The sequence below is a fragment of the Streptomyces sp. NPDC040432 genome (assembly GCF_055595445.1).
In genome coordinates, this window is record NZ_JBVIVP010000028.1 from 20,003 (window position 1) to 39,961 (window position 19,959).

Here is a 19,959-nt window from a genome sequence, read left to right on the forward strand (position 1 = left end):
GGTTCTCCAAGGGAACGGGCGGGGCTGGGCGGGGCAGGGCGGGAGGGGGTGCCGTCAGCCGAGGCGACGGACCGGCGTGCCGGCCAGGTGGGCTTCGATGTCCTCGACCGCGTGGCCGTAGTAGGTGCGGTAGTTGGATCGGGACACGTAGCCCAGGTGCGGTGTGGCCAACAGCCGCGGAGCGGTGCGCATCGGGTGGTCGGCGGGCAGCGGTTCGATGTCGAAGACGTCGATGCCGGCTCCGGCGATGCGCCCGGCGTGCAGCGCGTCGAGCAGGGCGTCCTGGTCGACGAGGCCGGCGCGCGAGGTGTTGACGAGGTGGGCCGTCGGCTTCAGGAGGGCCAGCTCGGGGGCTCCGAGCAGGCCGCGGGTGCGGTCGCCGAGCACGAGGTGCAGGGAGACGAAGTCGCTGGTGGAGAGGAGTTCCTCCTTGGAGGCGGCTGCCCGGACTCCGACCTCTTCGGCGCGTTCCTTGGTGAGGTTCTGGCTCCAGGCGGTCACCTCCATGCCGAAGGCCAGGCCGACCTGTGCGACCTTGCTGCCGATCTTTCCGAGTCCGAGCAGGCCGAGGCGGCGGCCGTGCAGGTCGGCGCCGACGGTGGACTGCCAGGGGCCGCCTTCGCGCAGGTTGTTGTTCTCGGTGACGATGCCCCGGGCGAGGCCCAGCAGCAGCGCCCAGGTCAGCTCCACCGGCGGGGTGGAGGCACTGCCCGTGCCGCACACGGTGACGCCGTGACGCTCCGCGGCCACGTAGTCGATCACGGAGTTGCGCATTCCCGAGGCGATCAGCAGTTGCAGCTTCGGTAGCCGTGCGATCAGGGTGGCCGGGAACGCGACCCGTTCGCGCAGGGTCACGATGATGTCGAAGTCGGCGACGGCCGCGACCAGTTCGTCCTCGGTTTCGAAGTGCCGCGGGAAACCGGTGACCTCCACGCGGTCCAGGACGGGGCTCCAGTCGGCCATCGTGGTGGCGACGTCCTGGAAGTCATCGAGCACTGCGCAGCGCAGCCGCATGTCGGTCCTCTCGGTTGGGGGATTCAAGGGGTGCGACGCCGATGCCCGGCGCCGTGGGCAGGGTGAGCCGGCCTCGGTCGATGCGTACGCCGGTGTACGGGTCGTCGCTCAGCAGGAGGGGTGCGTCCAGGTCGAGGTGATCGACGAGACCGGCCAGTTGTGCCATGGCGGTCGTACCCAGCACGCTCTCCACCTTGCAGCCGAGCATGACCTTGAGCCCGCAGCCGCGAGCCAGCGTGATCATGTCCCGGGCCCGGGCCAGACCACCGCACTGGAGGAGCTTGATGTTGATTCCCGCGACCCGACCGCTCAGCCCGAGGACGTCCTCGGTTCCCCGGCAGTCCTCGTCCGCGAACACCGGTACCGGGGAACGCTCGTGCACATGACGCAGGTCGTCCGGCGCGCCGGGAGCGATCGGCTGCTCCAGGAGCTCGACGTCGTACCGGGAGATCTCCTCCGCGACCCTCAGGGCCCGGACGGGACTCCACGAACCGTTGCCGTCGACACGGATGCGCCCGGTGTACACCGAGCGGAGCACTCCCACCCGGCGTCCTGTGTCCTCGGGGGTGAGCTTGAGCTTGAGGATCGGCCAGTGCGCCAGCCGCTCGGCCCTGCGGACGAGTTCGTCGTCCGTACATGCTCCGATGGACAGGGCGGTGGGCTCCGCCGGCAGTCCGTCCAGACCGAGGAGGCAGTGGAGCGGCTGCCCGCAGGCCTTGCCCAACAGGTCGTGGAGCGCCATGTCGACGGCGGACAGGGCAGCCGGGCCCACGTGCCCCAGCCGGGCCAGCACGTCGCGAAGGGCGAAGGGGGAGGCTCCGGCCAAGGCGGGCGCGCAGGCGTCCAGGTCCGCCGGAGCGGCGCCGCGGGCGGTCCCGAGGCCGACCAGCCCCTCCCAGGTCAGGGTCACGACGCTCTGACGCACCCGCGTGGTGGACCCGGTGTTGCTGACGAAGGGTTCCTTGAGCGTGATGAAGACCTCGTGGTGGGCGAGCCTCATCCGAGCACCTCCTCGAACGCCGCCACCGCGCCGCACGCCTGCCGGAAAGTCAGCGAGCGGAAGCCCTCGGGCTGGACGGGCACGGACGGTTCGCGTGCGTCGCCATCGGCGGGGACCCCTCCCCAACTGCGGAACCTGCTGATCAGGTAGGGCGACAGGCCGTCGCGGTGCTCGTCGAGCCAGGCCGCCGTGGTCGCCTGGGCGTCCTCGGGGCCCGCCGCCGACACGGCGCGGAACAGTCCGGCCAGACGTTCGACGTCGCCCTCGGACGTACTCGGCGGGCAGAGCATGAAGACCTGTGCGGGGAGCAGGACGAAGGCGGTCGGGTTCACCACGTCGAAGTGGCGTACCAGCGGATCGGTGATGGCCCTCAGTGAGCGCACCATGCTGCGCCGGGTCAGGTAGCCGCTCCTGCGCGGCGGGCAGCCCGCCATGGCCCGCGCGCCCCAATGCAGATGGGTGATGAAGGGGCGCTCCGAGGTGCCCGCGCCGGCGTCCGGTCGGTGTGTGTCGAGGAGCCCGAAGAGCACGTTGGTCAGTTGGAGCGACATCACCGGAAGCACGGGCGGCAGGTCGGGCATCCGGGCGAAGAACTCGCGCGGCTCCACCAGGGCACGTACCGTCAGCATCGTCGCTTCGGCGAGGGCCCGCGCCGAGGGGTAGCGGAACCCGTCGAGAACGAACCCGTGGCCGTCGGCCCGCAGGTCGCTGCGGTCCACGTGACCGTCGAGGCGTACGGCGTGGCCGATCAGTTCGACGAGCGCCTGGTTGCGGCCCTGCGTACCGGCCTGCTCGACGAGCAGGGTGAGCATGTCCGTGACGAGGGGGCCGTTCCTGGTGATGACGTCGGCCCACTGGACGAACCGGTAGCCCGGTGCGGCGAGCATCCTTCGCCATTGCACTTCGGCCAGGGGCACGAGCTGCCCGTCCACCTCCGTCTGCACCAACGGGCAGAACAGTGGCACGGAGCGGTCGCGGCGGGCGAAGCCGGCGCCGTCCCAGGTGAACAGGGGCAGCAGGTGCCGGCGGCCCCGGTCGATGAGCGAGCCGGGCTGGTAGGCCTCGTCGCCGCCCGGGGTGTCCGCCTCGGTCCGGGTGAATCCGTAGACCATCGGATAGCCGTACCCGCCGCCGCAGACGGCCGTGTTGAAGTCCATCGGGCCGGAGCGTCCCGCCACGATGTCCTGCCAGTTGCCGAGGTGTCCGGTCCGCGGGGGCAGCAGGGTCGGGTCCTCGTCCAGGGCGTCCAGCAGGGTGCCGATGGGCACGTCCCGGGTCCCGACGTGGACCGGTTGGAAGGTCTTCGTCCGGGCGGCGAGGGCGTCGGTGTCCATCGCGCCGCGCAGGCCGAGCCGGTCGAGGATGTGGACGCTCACCGCTCGCCTTCCTCGGCCCGCATCCGTCGCAGCAGGTACGGGAGGGTTCCGCCGGCCAGGAGGACCTCCCACTCCCCCGCCGACTGCACATCGGCGCGTGCCGTGAAGGTCGTCGTGTCCGCGGTGACCCGTACCTCGCCGGTCTCCCGCATCCGGTCCAGGTCCAGCGCGAACTCCTCGCGCCCGGTGAGACCGAGGCCGCTCCAGCTCCGTCCCTCGGGCAGCAGCAGCGGGAGGATCCCCATCGCGCACAGGTTGGCCCGGTGGATGCGTTCGAAGCTTTCGGCGAGTACGGCCCGCACGCCCAGCAGCCAGGGTCCCTTGGCGGCCCAGTCGCGTGAGGAGCCCATTCCGTAACTGCGGCCGGCCAGGACGATCAGCGGGGTTCCGGTCCCGGCGTAGCGTTCGGCGGCCTCGAACACGGGCAACCGCTCGCCGTCCGGCAGGTGCAGTGTCGTACCGCCCCCGTCGCCGTCGCCGACGAGATGGTTGCGGAGCCTGGGATTGCTGAACGTGCCCCGGGCCATCACTTCGTGGTTGCCGCGGCGGGATCCGTAGGAGTTGAAGTCGCGGACTCCGTGCCGCGTGAGGTGACGTCCGGCGGGCGAGTCGGTCGGGATGGCGCCGACCGGGGAGATGTGGTCGGTGCTGACGTCGTCGCCGAGGGCGAGGAGGGCGCGGGCGCCGGTCAGCGAGCCGAGGGCCGGGGCCGGGTCGACGTAGGCGGGGGCCTTGATGTAGGTGGAGTCCGCGTCCCAGGGGAACACCGTGCCCTCCGGTACCGGGACCGCGTCCCAGGAGGAGCCGGGCTCCTCGTCCCGCGCGAACACCTCGGGGGTGACGAAGGCGTCCTCCAGCTGTTGTAGTTCGCTGCTGTGGGGCCACAGGTCGCGCAGGTGGAACGGGTTTCCGTCGGGGTCGGTGCCGAGAGGTTCGTTCTCCAGGTCGGCGTGGACGCTGCCGGCGAGCGCCAGGGCGACGACGAGGGCCGGCGAGGCCAGGTAGCCGGCGCGCACCTGGGGGTGCACGCGGGACTCGAAGTTGCGGTTGCCGCTGAGGACGGCGGCCACCGTCAGCCCTGCCCGGTCGACGGCTTCCCCGACACCGGGGTTGAGGGGGCCGCTGCCGCCGTTGCACGTCATGCAACCATATCCGGTGACGTGGAAGCCCAGGGTTTCCAGATCCGCCAGGAGTCCCGAGTCCCGGAGGTAGCGGGTCACCGCGCGGGAGCCGGGCGACAGGCTCGTCTTGACGTGCGCCGGCACGGTGAGACCGCGCTCCACCGCACGGCGTGCCAGCAGCCCGGCTGCCAACATCGACTTGGGGTTGGACGTGCTCGTGCACGAGGTGATGGAGGCGATCACCAGGTGGCCGTCGCTCACCGCTCCCTCGGTACGCACCTCTCCGGGGTGAACCGCGGCGAAGGAGGCGGGTAGTTCCCCGAGGGAGATCCGCTGGTCGGGCCTGCTGGGCCCGGCGAGGCTCGGGCCGACCGCGGCGAGGTCGAAGTCGATGGTCCGGCCGAACACCGGATCCGGCCCGTCACGGAGCAGCCGCTGCCGGTGGCAGTAGTCCCGTACGCGGGCCACTTCGGCAGCCGAGCGGCCGGTGCGCCGCAGGTAGTCCAGGGTTTCCTCGTCGACCGGGAAGAAGGCGGACATGGCTCCGTACTCCGGCGCCATGTTGGCGATCGTGCACCGGTCGGCCGCCGTGAGCTCGCTGATGCCCGGTCCCGTGAACTCCAGCATCAGGGCGCGTACGTTCTCCTCGCGGAGCCTGCGCGTCAGGGTCAGCACCACGTCGGTGGAGGAGGTTCCGGGGCTGACCGAGCCCGTGAGCCGGACGCCCACGATCTCCGGTACGCGCAGCGGCTGGGCCAGGCCCAGCATCTGTGCCTCCGCCTCCAGGCCCCCGACGCCCCAGCCCAGCACGCCGAGGCCGTTGACCATCGTCGTGTGGCTGTCGGTACCGATGACGGTGTCCGGGAAGAGGGTGCCGTCCCGGCCTTCCGCGACGACGGTGGCCAGCCGCTCCAGGTTGACCTGGTGGACGATGCCGCGGCCCGGTGGTGTGACGCTCAGCCCTTCGAAGGAACGTTCCGCCCATTTGAGGAACGCGTAGCGCTCCTGGTTCCGCGACATCTCCAGTGCCTCGTTCAGGGCGAGCGCGTCCGGGCGGCCCGCCCAGTCCGTCTGGACGGAGTGGTCGACGACGACGTCGATGGGGAGGGCCGGGTTGACCCGGGTGGGTTCGGCCACCCGGTCCCGCAGGACCGCCAGGTCCACGAGGAGCGGGATGCCCGTGTAGTCCTGCACGAGGATGCGTGCGGGTCGGAAGGGCATTTCCAGGTCGGGAACCTCGCCGCGGGCCAGTCGCTTCCCGAGCAGGGCGGCCCGTTCCGGATCGCCGGAACGCAGCAGCGATTCGAGGAGTACGCGTCCGCTGTAGGGGACGGCGCCGAGGTCGAGGCCGTGGTCCACGGCGAAAGCCGGCAGGTCGACCGCGGCGTCCCCGCCGGTAGGTGCCTTCCGCACGGGCGGTTCGCAGGCCCTGTCCGTCATCGTTCCTCCACGTTCCGGTACGCCCGACCGCGCGGTCCCGCATAGGCCAACAGCGGACGGATCAGCACGTTGTTCGCCTGCTGCTCCAAGGCCTGGGCAACCCAGCCCGGCGTGCGCCCCACGACGAACAGCGCCACTGCCAGGTCGTCGGGCAGGCCGAGCAGCCGGTAGGCGAGCCCGGCGTAGAGGTCCACGTTGGCCGCGACGCCGTGTCGGCCGTAGGGCCGCATGGCACGGGCCACCGCGTCGAGGATGTCGAGGCCGACGCTGTCGCCGCGCTCCTCGCTCAGCTCCACCACCGTGTCCCGCAGGTGGCGCACGCGGGGGTCCTCCGTGCGGTAGACCCGGTGGCCGAACCCCATCACCGGCTCGCCGCGGCCCTGGAGCGCGGCCACGTGCGCTGCGGCGTTGTCGGCGCGACCCACGTCGTCGATGAGGCCGACGACGCGCTCGGCGGCGCCGCCGTGCACGGATCCCGCGAAGGCTGCGATGGCGGCGGTGAGCGCGGCCGTCATGCCGGCCCGGCAACCGATGGCGACACGGGCGGTGAAGGCCGAGGCGTTGGAACTGTGGTCGGCGTGGACGATGAAGCCCTTGTCGATGAAGCGGACCGCGGCCGGGGAGGGCCGTTCGCCGAGCAGCACGGTGAGGAAGGCTTCGGCGTGCGAGGCGTCCTCGGCGGGCTGGAGCGGCTCCCGCCCCTCACGGAGGGCGTGGTGGGCGGCGACGATCATCGGGATCCGCGCGATCAGCTCGATCCCGGCGGCGCGTGCCTCGACGTAGGTCTCATCCGTTCCTGCGGGCCTGCGCGGCCCGAAGGCACCGAGGGCCGAGACGCAGGTGCGCAGGACCTCCATGGGGTGGGCGTGCGTCAGGGCGCGGACCAGGTCGAGGACGGGAGGCGGCAACGTCCGGGCGGCGGCCAACTGCTTGCGGAAGACCTCCAGGGCCGCGGCGTCCGGCAACTCGCCGTGCACGAGGAGGTGGGCCACCTCCTCGAACGAGGCACGGTCGGCGAGGTCGTGGATGCTGTAGCCGCGGTATTCCAGGACTCCCGCGGCGCCGTCGATGCGGGTGATGGCGGTTTCGTCGAACACCACCCCCTCCAGGCCGCGGTGCACGGTGGACCGCGCGTCCCGGCCGGTGCCCGTGGCTTCCTCCTCGCGGCCGGAAGGGTGCGTCGCGGGGGCCCCGCCCGCGAGGTCCCGGCCGGCGACGAACTCACGGATGGCCGCCACCGAACGCAACGTCAGGATGAGTTCGTCGTCGACCTCGACGCCGTACTCCCCCTCGATGGCGACCATCAGCGAGACGTGTCCGAGCGAGTCCCACTCCCTGATCGACTGGTATTCGAGTCCTTCCGTGACACGGTCCTCGGAAATGCCGAGAATCTGCGCTATGAGTCGCTCCACGTTGCTCACGTCGCTCGCGTTGCCTTCCTGTGCGGTCATCGGTCATGTCAGGCGCCCGAGGGCGTTTCGGGTGCCGTCCGCGTGTCAGGTACCTGCGGGTGCCGTCCCGTCGAGCCGCCGGCGCAGTGCCGCACGGTCGACCTTGCCGTTGCCGTTGACCGGCAGTTCCTCGACGGCGCGCACCGAGCGCGGCACCATGTAGGGGGGCAGCGCCGCGTTGCAGGCGTCGGTCAGCGCACCCGGTCCGACCTCGCCGGTCACCACGGCGGTGATGGTCTCCGGGTCCGGCCAGAGCAGCGCGACGGCCTCCACGGCGCCGGCGCGGCGCAGCACGGCTTCGATCTCGCCCAGTTCGACGCGGTGACCGCCGACCTTGACCTGCTGGTCGTTGCGGCCGAGGCACACGTACTCGCCGGCTCGGAGCCGTACGAGGTCCCCGGTGCGGTAGTAGGTGCGGCCTTCGTGGGCGAAGTACCGTTGGGCGGTGATCCGGGGCGCCCGCCAGTAGCCGGGAGTGGTCTGCGGGCCGGCCACGCAGAGTTCCCCGATCGTGCCGTCGGGGACCGGCACGAGGTGCTCGTCCACCACGAGGGTGCTCAGGCCCGGGTAGGGGCGGCCGATGGGCACGTTGTCGTGGACGCAGGCGTCCGGACCGGTCGTGGGATCCCAACGGTGCACGGTGCAGGCGATGGTGAGTTCGGTCGGGCCGTACAGGTTCTCCACGATCGACCCCGGAGCCGCCGCCTGCCAGGCCTCGGCGGAGGCCCGCGGCAGCGCCTCACCGCAGAACAGGCTCCACCGCAACGTGGGCATGGTGCCGGGTCCCAGCACACCGCGTTTGCGCAGCATCGCGGCCACGGAGGGCACCGAGAACCAGACGGTGATCCCGTTGCGCTCCAGGTACTTGAACGGCGCCAGGATTTCCAGGGGGTCCATGGCGCAGAGCCGCGCTCCGTTCTCCCAGGCCATGAAGAGGTCGAAGACGGAGAGGTCGAAGGTCTGGTCGAACGTCTGGGTAAGCCGGTCGTCGGGCGTCAGTCCGTAGCGCTGCTGGTTGGCCCCGATGAAGGCCCGCACGTTGCCGTGGGTGACCGGAACCCCCTTGGGCACGCCGGTGCTGCCCGAGGTGAAGAGCAGGTACGCGAGATCCTCGGACGACACCGGCGGCAGCTGGTCCGGTTCCAGTGGGGTGGCCGTGGCGAGGTCCACCGCGTCCAGCACCCGTACGTCGCCGAGATCCCCTGCCGCGCCGCGCAGGGTGTCGGGCAGGAGGACGACCGGCTTGCGCGCCAGGCCGCGCAGCAGTTCGGCGAGATTCGGCAGGGACGCCGAGTCGACGATCAGGGCATCGAGGTCGGCGTGTTCGATCATGGACCGGGTTCGCTCGACGGGGAACTTCCGGTTGAGCGGTACGAAGGCGGCGCCCGCGAACAGCGCCGCGGCCACACCCAGGTAGGAGGCCTCGCTGCGCTGGGCGAACACGCCGACCCTGCGGGGGCGGCCACGGGTCGCCTCGACGAGCGGGGCGGCCCACCGTCGGGCGATGAGCGCGGATTCCTCGTAGGTGTAGTCGCGGCGGCCGAGGGTCAGGGCGACGCTGTCGGGACGCCCACTCGCATGGCGGAGCAGACCGGAGCCCAAACGCGGGTTCAATGCTGTGCTCATGGCAATCCGAATACCTCGGTGACGGGACCCGGTCACGCTAACAACGCGTTTCCACGGAGGCCCCTTTGCGCCAAAGACTCCCTAGACACTTCTGAGTCGCGAAAGAAGCGTTCTTCTCATTTATCCTTCCGGAATTCGACATTCAGCATTCTGGCCCTCCCGTGGGTGCGCGTTGACCTCAGGTGTTCGCCGCCGCCGTGGCCTCGGGAGCGCGGGCGCGGACCCCCTTGGCGACGACCACCGGCATGGCCGCGGCCAGGACGACGTACGACGCGGCCAGTACGATCCAGCCGATGACGCCCTGCCCGATGACCAACCAGGTGAAGGCCGCCGGCGCCAGGATCCTCCCCAGGTCGCCACCCATCTTGTAGGTGCCCTGGTACTGGCCCTGCGCGTGGTCGGGTGCCAGGCCGAACACGATGGTCCAGCTCGCCGCGGCCTGCCGGATCTCGCCCAGCCCGTGGACCAGAGCGCCCAGGACGAGCAACACACAGGCGGCCACCGCTCCGGCTCCGTCGGTCAGCGCGAAGAGCGCGCAGGCCGCCGCCACGCAACCCGCGCCCTGGACGCCGGCCCATGAGGCCGACCTGGGATCGTCGGTGCCCCGCACCGCCTTCGTCTGGAGCGTGACGACGATGGCGGTATTGATGATGAGGATCACCGCGCCCATCCATCGCGGAGCGTTCGTGTGCTGGATGACCCACAGCGGCAGCACGATGTCGATGAGCAGCGCGTGGGTGAGCAGCAGTCCGTCCAGTGCGGTGAACAGCAGGAAGGGGATGTCCCGGAGCACCGCGAAAGCGGCACCGGCGGCGGCCGGAACCGGAGGCACCGGCGGCTCCTTGGCGCTGAGGAGTCCCGTGGCGAGGAAGCAGGCCGCCGTGAGGAGGATCGCCCCCGCGTATCCGACGGGCGTGCCCCATGCGATGACGAGGCCGGATATACCGGCTCCGACCGCGACCGAGGCGTTGAGGGCGGCGCGGATCCGCGCCGTGACGCGCACCCGGTCGGCCCGCGGCACGTTGGCCGCGATCATCGCTTTGCGGGCGTTGTTGCCGGCGCGGTAGAAGAGCCCCTGCACGGAGGTGACGATCATGTAGGCCCAGAAGCCGTGGACGAGGAGCAGTACCGCGGTGAGCGGGGCCAGCGCGAGGAACGACCACATCTGGACCGTACGCGGCCCGGCCCGGTCGGCCAGGTGACCGAGGGGGATGCTGGACACGAGGACGAGCGCGGCCGAGATCCCGAGACTGATCCCCAACTCGCCCGGAGTGAGGCGGACGATCGTCACGGCGTAGAGCACGCTGATCGCCATCCACAGACCTTGGCCGAGGCTCATCACCATGGTGATGACGGTGAGCATGCGAGCCGGACCGGGCGGGGGGAGGAGGCGGTTCAGCACCGATCGACTTCCTGTCGCGTCATGGCGCCGAAGTCCGAACTGGATTTCCGGCCGCGGTCCTGGGTCTGATGGTCCCTGGAGGCTAGGACATGATCACGGCGGCACCCGGTTTGTGACGACAAACCAGTTTGACTGCGGAAAGCGGGTAATTCCCATTGATCCAACGGCCGTCGTGCTGCCGGCCGAATTCCCTCCGACAGGACCGGGTCGACATCGCGGACACCGCGCCGGCGCCATGCCCCGTTCAGGAACCGGAGTACATGTGCTCGGGCCGGCCGCTGTCCCCGTACCGAAGGGTCAGTTGCACCGTGCCGGCCTCCGACAGGAACTTCAGGTAGCGCTGGGCGGTCGACCGGCTGATGCGCGCCCGTTCGGAAACCTCGTGTGCGGACACCTGCCGACCCTCGTCCGACACGATGCGGGTGATCAGCTCGGCGGTGCGCTCCGAGTACCCCTTGGGCATGGCGCGGGCCGCGACGGAACCGCGCAGGGCCCCGAGCGCCCGATCGATGCGCGCCTGGTCCAACTCCTCGCCCTGGGCCATCGTCGCGCGCAGTTGGGCATACGCCTCAAGCTTGTCGCGCAGGGCTTCGATGGTGAACGGTTTGACCAGGTAGTGCAGGACTCCCGCGCGCAGGGCGGCTCGCACGGAGGCGGGTCGCCGGTCGGCCGTGACCATGATGACGTCGACGTCGAGCTGCAGCGCCCGGAACCTGCGGGTGAGGGCCAGCCCGGTCTCGATCGGCAGGTGCTGGTCGAGCAGGACCAGATCCACGCCTCCCCTCTCGACGGCGGCGAGCGCCGGGGCCGCGCTGTGCGCGATCCCGGCGACCCGGAACCCGGGGACCTCGGACACGTAGTGGGCGTTGATCTTCGCAACGTAGAAGTCGTCGTCGACGACGAGCACGTCGATCACGGGGCGTCTCCGTCGCGCGGGCCGGAGGCGGACGAACCTCGGGGGTTCGGTGTCGGTATCGGCGTCGGTATGCGTACGGTGAACAGGCAGCCGCCACCCACGCGGTCCGTGACCGCGACCGAGCCGCCGTGTTCCTCCGCGATGGTCCTCACGAGTGCGAGTCCCAGGCCCCGGCGCTGGTCCGACGCGACCGGTTTGGTGGAGAACCCCCGGGTGAATATCCGGCTCCGAAGCTCGACGGCGACGCCCGGCCCGTTGTCCGCCACACGGAGCTCGACGGCACCCGCGCTGCCGGACTCGGGATCGGAGAGCGATTCCTGACGGACGGAGACCTCGATCCACGGGTCGGTGCCACAGCCGTCCAGCACGGCGTCCATCGCGTTGTCGACGAGGTTGCCGAGAACCGTGATCAACGCCCCGGCCAGGTCCGGGCGGGCGGGCAGTTGGGAGCGGGGGCTGATGCCGAGCCGCACCCCACGCTCGGTGGTGGCGAGCATCTTGCCGACCAGATGGGCCCGTACCAGCGGATCCTCGACGCGGCCGACGAGTTCGGAGATGCCCGCCAGCGGAATGCCCGGCCACGCGGCCGCCAGCTCGGGCCGCTCCGCCGCGTGGCGGGCGAGCTGGATCAATCCACGTAACGTGTGCAGCGCGTTGCGCCGTTCATGTCGACGGACACGCGCGTCCGAAAAATCGCCACCGTGAACGTTCAGCAACACCCGCTGCAGGGACAGCAGGACGTCGCCCGGAGCGTTGTGCGCGGGTGCCGTACGGACGGGCTGGTCGCGTCGCGCGGTTTGTGGCCGCTGACCGATCGGGTAAGTGCGGTGGATCATGTCGGACCGCTTTCGTAAGACGCGTGCACCTGGTAGGTCCTGTCTCAATTTGATCCCGAGCCTTCGAGGATCAGCAAGATCCGACGAGCAAAGAGATGCCACGGATCGAGCGGAAGTCCAGCGGGAAAAGCCACATGCCAGACATGACGCCGCACACCCCGCGCGCGAGCAGGCCGATCGATCGGTACCGGTGCTCACCCGGTCCATGACCAACTTGCGCCGTCCTCGGGCTGAGACGTCACCCGGACCGACCCTGGAGGAGGACATGCGCCTTGACCTGCTCGTAGACCGTTCGGTCGGTGCGCAGCCCGCTGTGGTCGAGGCAGGTCGTGGTGTGGTTGGCGGCTCCGTTGAGGGCGACGCTCGACGCGGGGTTGATGATGATGTCGCAGGGAGACGCCCAGGTGGCGTAGCGGGCGGATCCGGGGGTCTCGTCAACGGAGTTGAGGTTGCTCAAGAAATCGGATCCCGGTCGCATCTCGACACAGGCGGCGCCGCCGCACCAGCGTGCCGTCTCGGTACCGTGGTTGGGCCCGGCAAGGGAGACCCACGCGTCGACCTTCGAGGTGCCGCCGAGGTTCTTGAGGTAGTGGCGCGAGGGCAGAGCACCCATTGAATGGGTGACGACGTCTACCTTGGTGGCACCGGTGGCGTCCAGGACGCGTTCGATCTCCCCGGCGAGTTGCTGTGCGGTGGTGGCGTTGGACTGGTTGGAGTCGTAGGTCCACTGGTCGACGTATCCGGCGGGCCACCCGTCAGCACGGAAGCGGTCGGCCATGGTCCGCCAGGTGGAGCCGTCGGAGTTCCAACCGTGGACGAGGACGACCGGGTCGGGGCCGGCGGCCCGGTGCGGGCCATCGACCGCGAACGCGGTGGTGGGGAGGAGGGACATGAGCGCGAGGAGGAGCGTGAAGAAGCTCCGCGACGGATTCCTGATCACGCGCGGTTTCTAACGCGCCGCCCGAAGGGGTGACCGGAATCCACCGGCACGGTCACCCGCTCGGAGGCAAGGATTCACCGCAGAAACGTGACTGCTCACCGGCTCCGGCCCGGTCCCCGTCCGCGACGCATGGCCGGCCCGTTCGGCTCCGGACGTCCGCTGCACCAAACCACCCGCGCCTCCGTCGATTCGAGGGCGCTCAGATCTGAAGGCCGGTCATTTGCGCCAGAACAGGTGGTGCGCCACCCCGCTCGGGCTGGGAACGACCTCCAGGTGGAAGCGGTCGAGCAGCTCATCAGGAGAGTCCCAGAGGCGGACACCGGACCCGAGGTCCATCGGGGAGACCGCCACGTGCAGGGTGTCGACGAGGTCGGCGTCGAGGAACTGTCGGATGGTCGTGGCCCCGCCACCGAGCCGGACGTCCTTGCCCCTCGCGGCCTCCCGGGCCTGTTGGAGAACCGCGGCAGGGTCGCCGGCGACGAAGTGGAAGGTGGTGTCGGAGAGGGTGAGCGAAGGACGCTCGTGGTGGGTGAGGACGAACACCGGAGTGTGGAACGGGGGCTCATCCCCCCACCACCCCTGCCATTGGTCATCGAGCCAGGGACCGCGTTGAGGACCGAACTTGTTGCGGCCCATGATCTCGGCGCCGATGTTGCGGGCGTAGTCGCGTGTGAGGTAGTCGTCCAGGCCCCGACTCCCTCCCGGCTCGGTACGCATGGGCCAGCTCGCCGTGGCGCCCGCCCACGCGAACAGCCTCCCGGGATCGACATGACCGAACGGCCTCTCCAGGGTCTGGTCCTCACCCGCACCGATTCCGTCACGCGAGACGTTGAAGTTCTGGACTCTCAGCAGCTGGGTCACTTTCTCCTCCTACGGTGTCGACAACGATGGTGAGACCTACCGGACCGGGAAATCCCACCGCCGACCCGTAGCCGGTCGGGCACGGCCCTCTCAGTGTCCCCGGCTGCACGCTTCGAGCGGTGCGGGGCTACCACTGTCGCTACCGATCATATGTTCGAACGCTGTGGCCATCGAGCCTATCGGCGGCCTCCTTTTGCCGTTTCGGCAACAAGGCTGGCCTGCCGAGGAGGGAGTGGGCGACGGTGTGGCCATGACCCACCACATTCCCGCAGAGAGCCTCCCTCCGTATGCCGACGGTTACGTCGGTGACCCCACCGTGCGCGACGAGTGGGACAATCGCTACTCCGAACGTCGGCAGCTTTGGAGCGGGCAGCCCAACGGGGCGCTCGTCGAAGAAGTCGCCGGCCTCTCACCCGGTCGTGTGCTCGACGTCGGCTGTGGTGAGGGTGCGGACGCCATCTGGCTGGCCGGCGCCGGCTGGGACGTCACCGGCTTGGAGGTCTCGGGGGTGGCGCTGGCGCGGGCTGCCTCCCACGCTCAGGACGCCGGGGTCGGCGTCCGTTGGGTGCACGCCGGCCTGACCGAGGCGGCGCTCCCGCCCGCGTCCTTCGACCTGGTCTCCGCGCAGTACCCGGCGCTGCTCCGCACACCGGGCTCGACGGCCGAGCACGCGCTGCTGGCGGCCGTCGCACCCGGCGGCTTGCTCCTGCTGGTCCACCACGCGGGCATGGACGAGAACCACTCCTCGCAGGACAACGCCTTCGACCCCGCCGACTACGTCTGGCCCTCGATGGTCGCCGCGCTCCTCGGTGACGACTGGCGGGTGGAGGTGAACGAGGAACGCCCCCGCGTTGCGCCCGAGGGCGGTGCCGGGGCACACCACACCGCCGACGTCGTACTGCGGGCCCGCCGCTTGCGCTGACACGTGAGGCAGCCCCGAACCCTACGGGTTCGGGGCTGCCTCACGTCCTCATCAAACCGTCGCAGCACGGCGGCGCCACGCCGTGGCCCGCGCTTCCGGCCCGTCCCGCCCACGGGGCTGGAAGCGGTGGGCCGCTCGCGGATCAGCCGCGGCGGGTCTTGCGCCAGCCGAAGGGGCCGGGCAGGTCGACCGAGGTGGTTCGGCGCCCGGTGCTGCTGTGGGTGTGGCGAGGCCCGTACTTGCCTCCGCCCGTGGTGATCGACCACGACTTGCGGTTGATGTTGAGCCGGACACCGGGCAGGATCCGGAAACTCTTGCGGAATGTCAGCGGCATGTCGTCCCACTTCCTCGGTGTGCGTACGGGCCGGCGAATGAACTGACCCTCGATGTGAACCGGGCCTGCATTCGGGCCGGTTGAGCTACCGTCCGTATATCCGGCGGTCCCCGTTCCATGCACCGTCCGTCCTCCGGCCGCAACGGGGGGCCGCCGAAGGGCCCCATGGCCTCGTTTCCAGGGCGCGGGGTGGTGTGCCGAGGAGCCAACTCCCTGCCAGTGGCCCGTGGTCGGTGTGCGTCGGTGTGCGCCGGTGTGCGCCGGTGCCGGCGTGGACGGGAGGATGTTTCGTGCTGCGGGTCCCGGTGCCGGGGGCACAGCGTCCTCACGGCTCAAGAGAGAATTTATAAGACAGTGACAAGAGTGCGCTCGATACGGATTCCTCCCCGTAAGAAGGAGAGGGGGCACAGCGTCCATCGGATCGAGGAGTGTCCATGTCCCGAAAACGGACTATGAGTTCCAAGAAGAAGCTCGTGCTCACCGTGGTCGCGGGAGCTTTGGCAGCAGGAGGATTCGTCGCGACGATGGCACCTGGCAATGCCGCTGTTCCCGAGGCCGTTTGCCCGGGGTCGACGGTGACGTTCTCGGCCGAAGCCGGCCCGCCCGCAGCGAGCAGCGGAACATTCCCGACCGGGACGAAACTGAAAGTAACCAACCTCGACAACGGCCGAGCAACAACCGTGACCGTGACCGGCCCATCAGGCAGCTGCGTCCTCCTCAACACCACAGCCTTCGAAAAAGTCCGAGAACCGGGCAAAAACCTGATCCGGCGAGCACGCATCGAGCGCGTGGGCAGTGACACTTCCACGCCCGCGGCTCCCACAGGCGGTCCGGCCGCTCCCGCCCCTCCCCCCGGTGGTCAGGCCACTCCCGGCACGACGGACGTCGTATGCCCGGGGTCGACGGTGACGTTCTCGGCCGAAGCCGGCCCGCCCGCAGCGAGCAGCGGAACATTCCCGACCGGGACGAAACTGAAAGTAACCAACCTCGACAACGGCCGAGCGACAACCGTGACCGTGACCGGCCCATCAGGCAGCTGCGTCCTCCTCAACACCACAGCCTTCGAAAAAGTCCGAGAACCGGGCAAAAACCTGATCCGGCGAGCACGCATCGAGCGCGTGAATTAGTTTTCCCCTCCCCTCCACGGCCGCCCCGGCCATCCCAGGGGGTTCCGCCCCGGAAGGGGGCGGAACCCGGCGCGCACAGCAGTGCGACAAAAGCTGATCACGCGTCGGGGTGCTCCGGCAGGGCGAGCCAGTCCGACCAGGAGATGTCTCGGCCGAGGAGGCGCGGCTGCTCGAACGGCCAGTCCTCGGCGATCCACCGCGGGACCAGTTCGTCGAGGGCCTGCTCGACCTTGCTGTCCACCAGCGCGTCCACCACCCACCAGGAGATCTCGCCGTCCGCGCCGACCTTCGCCGGTGGGTCGATGTAGACGCAGCCGAGCAGAGCTGTCTCCGCCTCGTCGAACAGCGCGTAGTTGAAGGACTGGTGTGCGGCGATCTCCTTCTCGTGCCGCAACAGGTCCGCTTCGTCGGCCTCGTAGGTCATGGTGGCTGCGGGCCAGCCCCAGGCCGGGCCGAAGATGGTCCACAGCCGCTCGCGCGAACCCATCACGGCCGGATAGTCGAGCGGGGTGTCCGCCTCCCGGATCGGCCGCAGGTGATGGCCATGGCCGGGCAGCGGTACCAGGACGGGGTGGACGAAGTCATCGGGGAGCCAGCTCATGGCGCCCGACGGTAACAGCGCGCGGACGTCCGCCGGATTCCAGGGGTCACCGACGAGGGGTTGCCGTAGCCGTCACGGGCATGTCCGCCCCGTGACGGACGGCGTGAAGTGCGGCTCCACGGCTCCGTGCGAGCGCCGGGCACGGCGTTCACGTCCTCGGCCCCGGCCACCACCGGAATCAAGGTGGCGGCTGCGGCGGTCACCTGGTCACGCTTCGAGGACGGCCAGCCAGACTTGCAGTTCGCGGTCGCCGTCGCCGATGAGCAGGAAGTACTGGAGGACCAGGTGGCGGCCTCCTTCGAGCTCCCAGGTGGCCTGCCATTCGCCGTCGCCGCTGCGCAGGCAGTTCACCAGCGCGGCCGACGGCTCGCCGAACAGCTTGCACAGGTGCTTCTCGTACGTCTCCAGGATCTCGGTGAAGCAGTCCTGCACACCGTCCTCCAACCACGGGTACTCGACGAGCCACTCCGCCGCCAGCCACGTGCTCGCGAGCACGAGCATGGCGCCTCGCTCCGTATTGGCCCGGTCGTACTCGTCCAGGTCCGTGAGGTCGTACGGGTCCTCATTGCCGTCGAAGACCAGGGACGTGGGGTAGAAGTCGCGGGGCGGCAGGGCCACGAGTTCCCTCACGACACCACCCAGGTCGCCCTCCCAGGCGGTGGTGTGGTCGATGAACGCCCTGACATCCTCGGCCAGGAACGGGCGGTGGTGTTCGAACGTGCCGGGAGCTGCGGTTCCACGCCACACGGTGGTGCCCGCCGCGTTCCGCAGGGCCATCGCGCTGCGGTCGGGCGCGTCGACCTCGACCCGACACACGTCGCGGCCGTCCCGGCCGACATGGACGATACCTCCGTCGGGAGTGAGGAAGGGCGCCGTACCGTGCCCGCCGTCGAAACCGGTGATCCAGCGTTCGGAATCGGTGAGGGGCTCGGGGTGCGCGACGGCGGTGAAGGAACCGTCGCTGCGCAGCACCCCCCACACCGGTGGGTCCAGCGGCCTGGCGACGGCCGCGCCCCCGGCGTCGAAGCGGTCCGTCCACTCGTACTCGTCCTCGATCGCCCATGCGCCGGTCGCGTCGCGGAAGCCTCGCGCGTACTCGTCACCGACCTTCAGCAGACCACATCGCAGAACGCTGTCCATCTCGCCCTCCCGGCGGACGACAACCTGCCCGTGCGGGTCGACGAACCCGATGTACAGGGCGTCCGCGGCCCCGCCGACGGCGTAGGCCAGGCCGTTCTCGTCGAAGGCGTCGAGACGACGGAAGCACGGCTCGACGACCCACGCGCCGGTGGCGTCGATCAGCCCCCACTCCTCCCCGAGCAGAACGGGCGCCGTACCGGCCCCGTTGAAGGGCAGTGCCCGGTCGAAGCGGGCGGCGATCACGAGGCGGCCCTCGCGGTCGACGTAGCCGCACGCGCCGTCGACCGTCCGGACGCCGGCCAGGCCGTTCGGTCCGAACGGGCCGGCGGCCCGGTGGACGGGCTCGGTCACGTACGTACCGCTCGGATCGATGTGGCCGGTGCCGCTCTCCTCGCGTACGACGGCGCAGCCGTGGGTGAACGGACCGGCCTCCAGGAAGCGAGCGGCGAGGACCGTCGTCCCCGAGGCGTCGGCGTAGCCCCACTTCCCGCCGGTCATGAACCGCGAGCAGCCTTCGTCGAACCCGGTGGCGTACTGCAAGGCCGGTTCGGCCAGCCAACGCCCCTGCCCGTCCAGGTACCCCCACGTGCCCGCCAGGTCTGCGGCCGGAGCCGTGAAGCCGCCACGACCGTCGGTGTGCCATGGCCCCACCTCGGTAAGGTCCGGCGGTCGCACGAGATCTCCGAGCCCGTCGACGAGTGCGTATCGAAGGCCGAACGGGGCGCGTCCCTCGACGGGAACCGCGTACGGCGCCAGTGGGCTGGCGGGGTGGTGCATTCCGGTGATGCTCCTTCGGGGCCCGCTGTCCGAGGTGCGGGACGTCGAGCAGCGTAGCCACCTCCTGGCAGCGGTCACGCACCAGGCGGTGAGTACCGCTGTAGACCCGCCGGCGAGGCTCGGGTGCGGGTGGTGGGGCTGGTTCCGGGCCGTTCTCCCCCTCCCTACGCCGTCCCCTTGCCGTCACCACGTCGTGAACCGGTCGGCGAGCGCCGGGGTCGTCCCGGGTCCGGTGTCGCCAGGCCGAGGACGTTGCACACGGTGGGCCCGATCGACACGAGCAGTGCGTGGAGGAGGTACGCACAGGTGGACGGTGAGGTGTTCACGGCGATTCCCCAATCGGCCGTACCACGCCCCGGCCCGCCCCGAAGGACGTCACCGCCCGTGGGGGCTGCCCCGTCACCGTCCCTGAGCGGCCATCGCGAGCGACGGCGACAGGCCTTCGGTCGGCCATCGGTGAGCAACCGTCATGGGTCAGGGCCGCCGCCCCCGGCCCCGTTGGTCACGAGGCGTGCCCAGGCCGCCTCCCGCCTCCCGCCTCCCGCCTCCCGCCTCCCGCAGCCACAACGCGCTCAACACCGTCGAGAGATCGCCGTGGACGCGCCGCAAGTGGCGGGAGGCCCGGGCTCAGGATCCGAACAGTCGCAGAACCCGAAGGGCGCCACGCAGGTTCTCGGGCGCCGGGGCGGTGCCGGTCAGTGGCATCAGGTGTTCGTTTCCGCATTCGCCCGGCTGCTGGTGATCGATCTCCCAGTCGCGGTCGGCATCGTCAGTGGTCGAACTCGTGGCGTAGAGAGGACGCCGGCACGAGCTGCACCAATAGAACGACAGGTCGCTCACATCGCCTCCCGGACGGCGGTGGATGGGCGGCGGGCGGCCGTGTCCGGCGAGGGCCCGTGGGAAGAGGCGGCGCTCAGGATCGACCGGCATGAAGCCGGCTCCAGGAGGCGAGGTCGTTCGTTCACATCGGCTGAAACGATCCGGCAGCACCGGCGTCACCCATCACCCTCGATTCACTTCGACAAGAGATCGTCCGGCATCCAGGGACGGTCACCATCCGCAGGGTGACCGGGGC

The 19,959-nt window shown here is 70.2% G+C and carries 17 protein-coding genes; 2 read left to right on the forward strand and 15 right to left on the reverse strand.

Features of this window, described 5'->3' with window-relative positions; translation table 11 throughout:
- Window positions 1-54 precede the first annotated feature (54 nt).
- The 11 genes from ACZ58N_RS34325 to ACZ58N_RS34375 form a co-directional block, all read right to left on the reverse strand.
- On the reverse strand, window positions 55-1,014 hold the full coding sequence (locus ACZ58N_RS34325) for a D-2-hydroxyacid dehydrogenase family protein (protein WP_471168128.1): 960 nt from the start codon (window positions 1,012-1,014) through the stop codon (window positions 55-57).
- Window positions 986-2,014 (reverse strand): mandelate racemase/muconate lactonizing enzyme family protein, encoded by a 1,029-nt coding sequence (locus ACZ58N_RS34330; protein WP_471168130.1) that lies wholly within the window; start codon window positions 2,012-2,014, stop codon window positions 986-988. Before ACZ58N_RS34330 ends, ACZ58N_RS34325 begins: the two co-directional genes overlap by 29 nt.
- Entirely contained in the window at window positions 2,011-3,390 is a 1,380-nt protein-coding gene (locus ACZ58N_RS34335) for a DUF6025 family protein (protein WP_471168132.1), read from the reverse strand. Before ACZ58N_RS34335 ends, ACZ58N_RS34330 begins: the two co-directional genes overlap by 4 nt.
- Entirely contained in the window at window positions 3,387-5,951 is a 2,565-nt protein-coding gene (gene acnA, locus ACZ58N_RS34340; protein ID WP_471168135.1) for an aconitate hydratase AcnA, read from the reverse strand. Before acnA ends, ACZ58N_RS34335 begins: the two co-directional genes overlap by 4 nt.
- Window positions 5,948-7,402 (reverse strand): citrate/2-methylcitrate synthase, encoded by a 1,455-nt coding sequence (locus ACZ58N_RS34345; RefSeq protein WP_471168138.1) that lies wholly within the window; start codon window positions 7,400-7,402, stop codon window positions 5,948-5,950. Before ACZ58N_RS34345 ends, acnA begins: the two co-directional genes overlap by 4 nt.
- Window positions 7,403-7,447: 45 nt before the next feature.
- On the reverse strand, window positions 7,448-9,028 hold the full coding sequence (locus tag ACZ58N_RS34350; protein WP_471168140.1) for an amino acid adenylation domain-containing protein: 1,581 nt from the start codon (window positions 9,026-9,028) through the stop codon (window positions 7,448-7,450).
- 178 nt (window positions 9,029-9,206) lie between these two features.
- Window positions 9,207-10,430, reverse strand: a complete 1,224-nt coding sequence (locus ACZ58N_RS34355) for an MFS transporter (protein WP_471168142.1) — start codon at window positions 10,428-10,430, stop codon at window positions 9,207-9,209.
- A 244-nt stretch (window positions 10,431-10,674) separates the two neighbouring features.
- Window positions 10,675-11,346 carry a response regulator gene (locus tag ACZ58N_RS34360; RefSeq protein ID WP_471168145.1) on the reverse strand — a complete coding sequence of 224 codons (672 nt, stop codon included), beginning with the start codon at window positions 11,344-11,346 and terminating at the stop codon, window positions 10,675-10,677.
- Entirely contained in the window at window positions 11,343-11,978 is a 636-nt protein-coding gene (locus ACZ58N_RS34365; RefSeq protein WP_471168147.1) for a sensor histidine kinase, read from the reverse strand. The genes ACZ58N_RS34360 and ACZ58N_RS34365 overlap by 4 nt, the downstream gene beginning before the upstream one ends.
- 442 nt (window positions 11,979-12,420) lie before the next feature.
- On the reverse strand, window positions 12,421-13,074 hold the full coding sequence (locus ACZ58N_RS34370; protein ID WP_471168297.1) for an esterase/lipase family protein: 654 nt from the start codon (window positions 13,072-13,074) through the stop codon (window positions 12,421-12,423).
- A gap of 264 nt (window positions 13,075-13,338) precedes the next feature.
- On the reverse strand, window positions 13,339-13,983 hold the full coding sequence (locus tag ACZ58N_RS34375) for a dihydrofolate reductase family protein (RefSeq protein ID WP_471168150.1): 645 nt from the start codon (window positions 13,981-13,983) through the stop codon (window positions 13,339-13,341).
- Between the two features lie 250 nt (window positions 13,984-14,233).
- On the opposite strand from ACZ58N_RS34375, the gene ACZ58N_RS34380 reads away from it, so the two are divergent.
- Entirely contained in the window at window positions 14,234-14,905 is a 672-nt protein-coding gene (locus ACZ58N_RS34380; protein ID WP_471168152.1) for a class I SAM-dependent methyltransferase, read from the forward strand.
- Between the two features lie 142 nt (window positions 14,906-15,047).
- Here ACZ58N_RS34380 and ACZ58N_RS34385 read toward each other — a convergent pair whose 3' ends face one another.
- Entirely contained in the window at window positions 15,048-15,239 is a 192-nt protein-coding gene (locus ACZ58N_RS34385; RefSeq protein ID WP_453787338.1) for a DUF4236 domain-containing protein, read from the reverse strand.
- 452 nt (window positions 15,240-15,691) lie between these two features.
- Between ACZ58N_RS34385 and ACZ58N_RS34390 the strand changes: the two genes are divergently transcribed.
- Window positions 15,692-16,366, forward strand: coding sequence for an RlpA-like double-psi beta-barrel domain-containing protein (locus ACZ58N_RS34390; protein WP_471168156.1), 675 nt, complete (start codon window positions 15,692-15,694; stop codon window positions 16,364-16,366).
- 97 nt (window positions 16,367-16,463) lie between these two features.
- On the opposite strand, the gene ACZ58N_RS34395 is transcribed toward ACZ58N_RS34390, so the two are convergent.
- The 3 genes from ACZ58N_RS34395 to ACZ58N_RS34405 all read right to left on the reverse strand — a co-directional run bounded on the left by ACZ58N_RS34395 (window position 16,464) and on the right by ACZ58N_RS34405 (window position 19,883).
- Window positions 16,464-16,967 (reverse strand): GNAT family N-acetyltransferase, encoded by a 504-nt coding sequence (locus ACZ58N_RS34395; protein ID WP_471168159.1) that lies wholly within the window; start codon window positions 16,965-16,967, stop codon window positions 16,464-16,466.
- Window positions 16,968-17,174: 207 nt separating this feature from the next.
- Window positions 17,175-18,758: a WG repeat-containing protein gene (locus tag ACZ58N_RS34400; protein ID WP_471168161.1), complete on the reverse strand. Its 1,584-nt coding sequence runs from the start codon at window positions 18,756-18,758 to the stop codon at window positions 17,175-17,177.
- 753 nt (window positions 18,759-19,511) lie between these two features.
- Complete coding sequence (locus ACZ58N_RS34405) at window positions 19,512-19,883, reverse strand: hypothetical protein (RefSeq protein ID WP_471168164.1); 372 nt, start codon at window positions 19,881-19,883, stop codon at window positions 19,512-19,514.
- Between the last annotated feature and the right edge of the window lie 76 nt (window positions 19,884-19,959).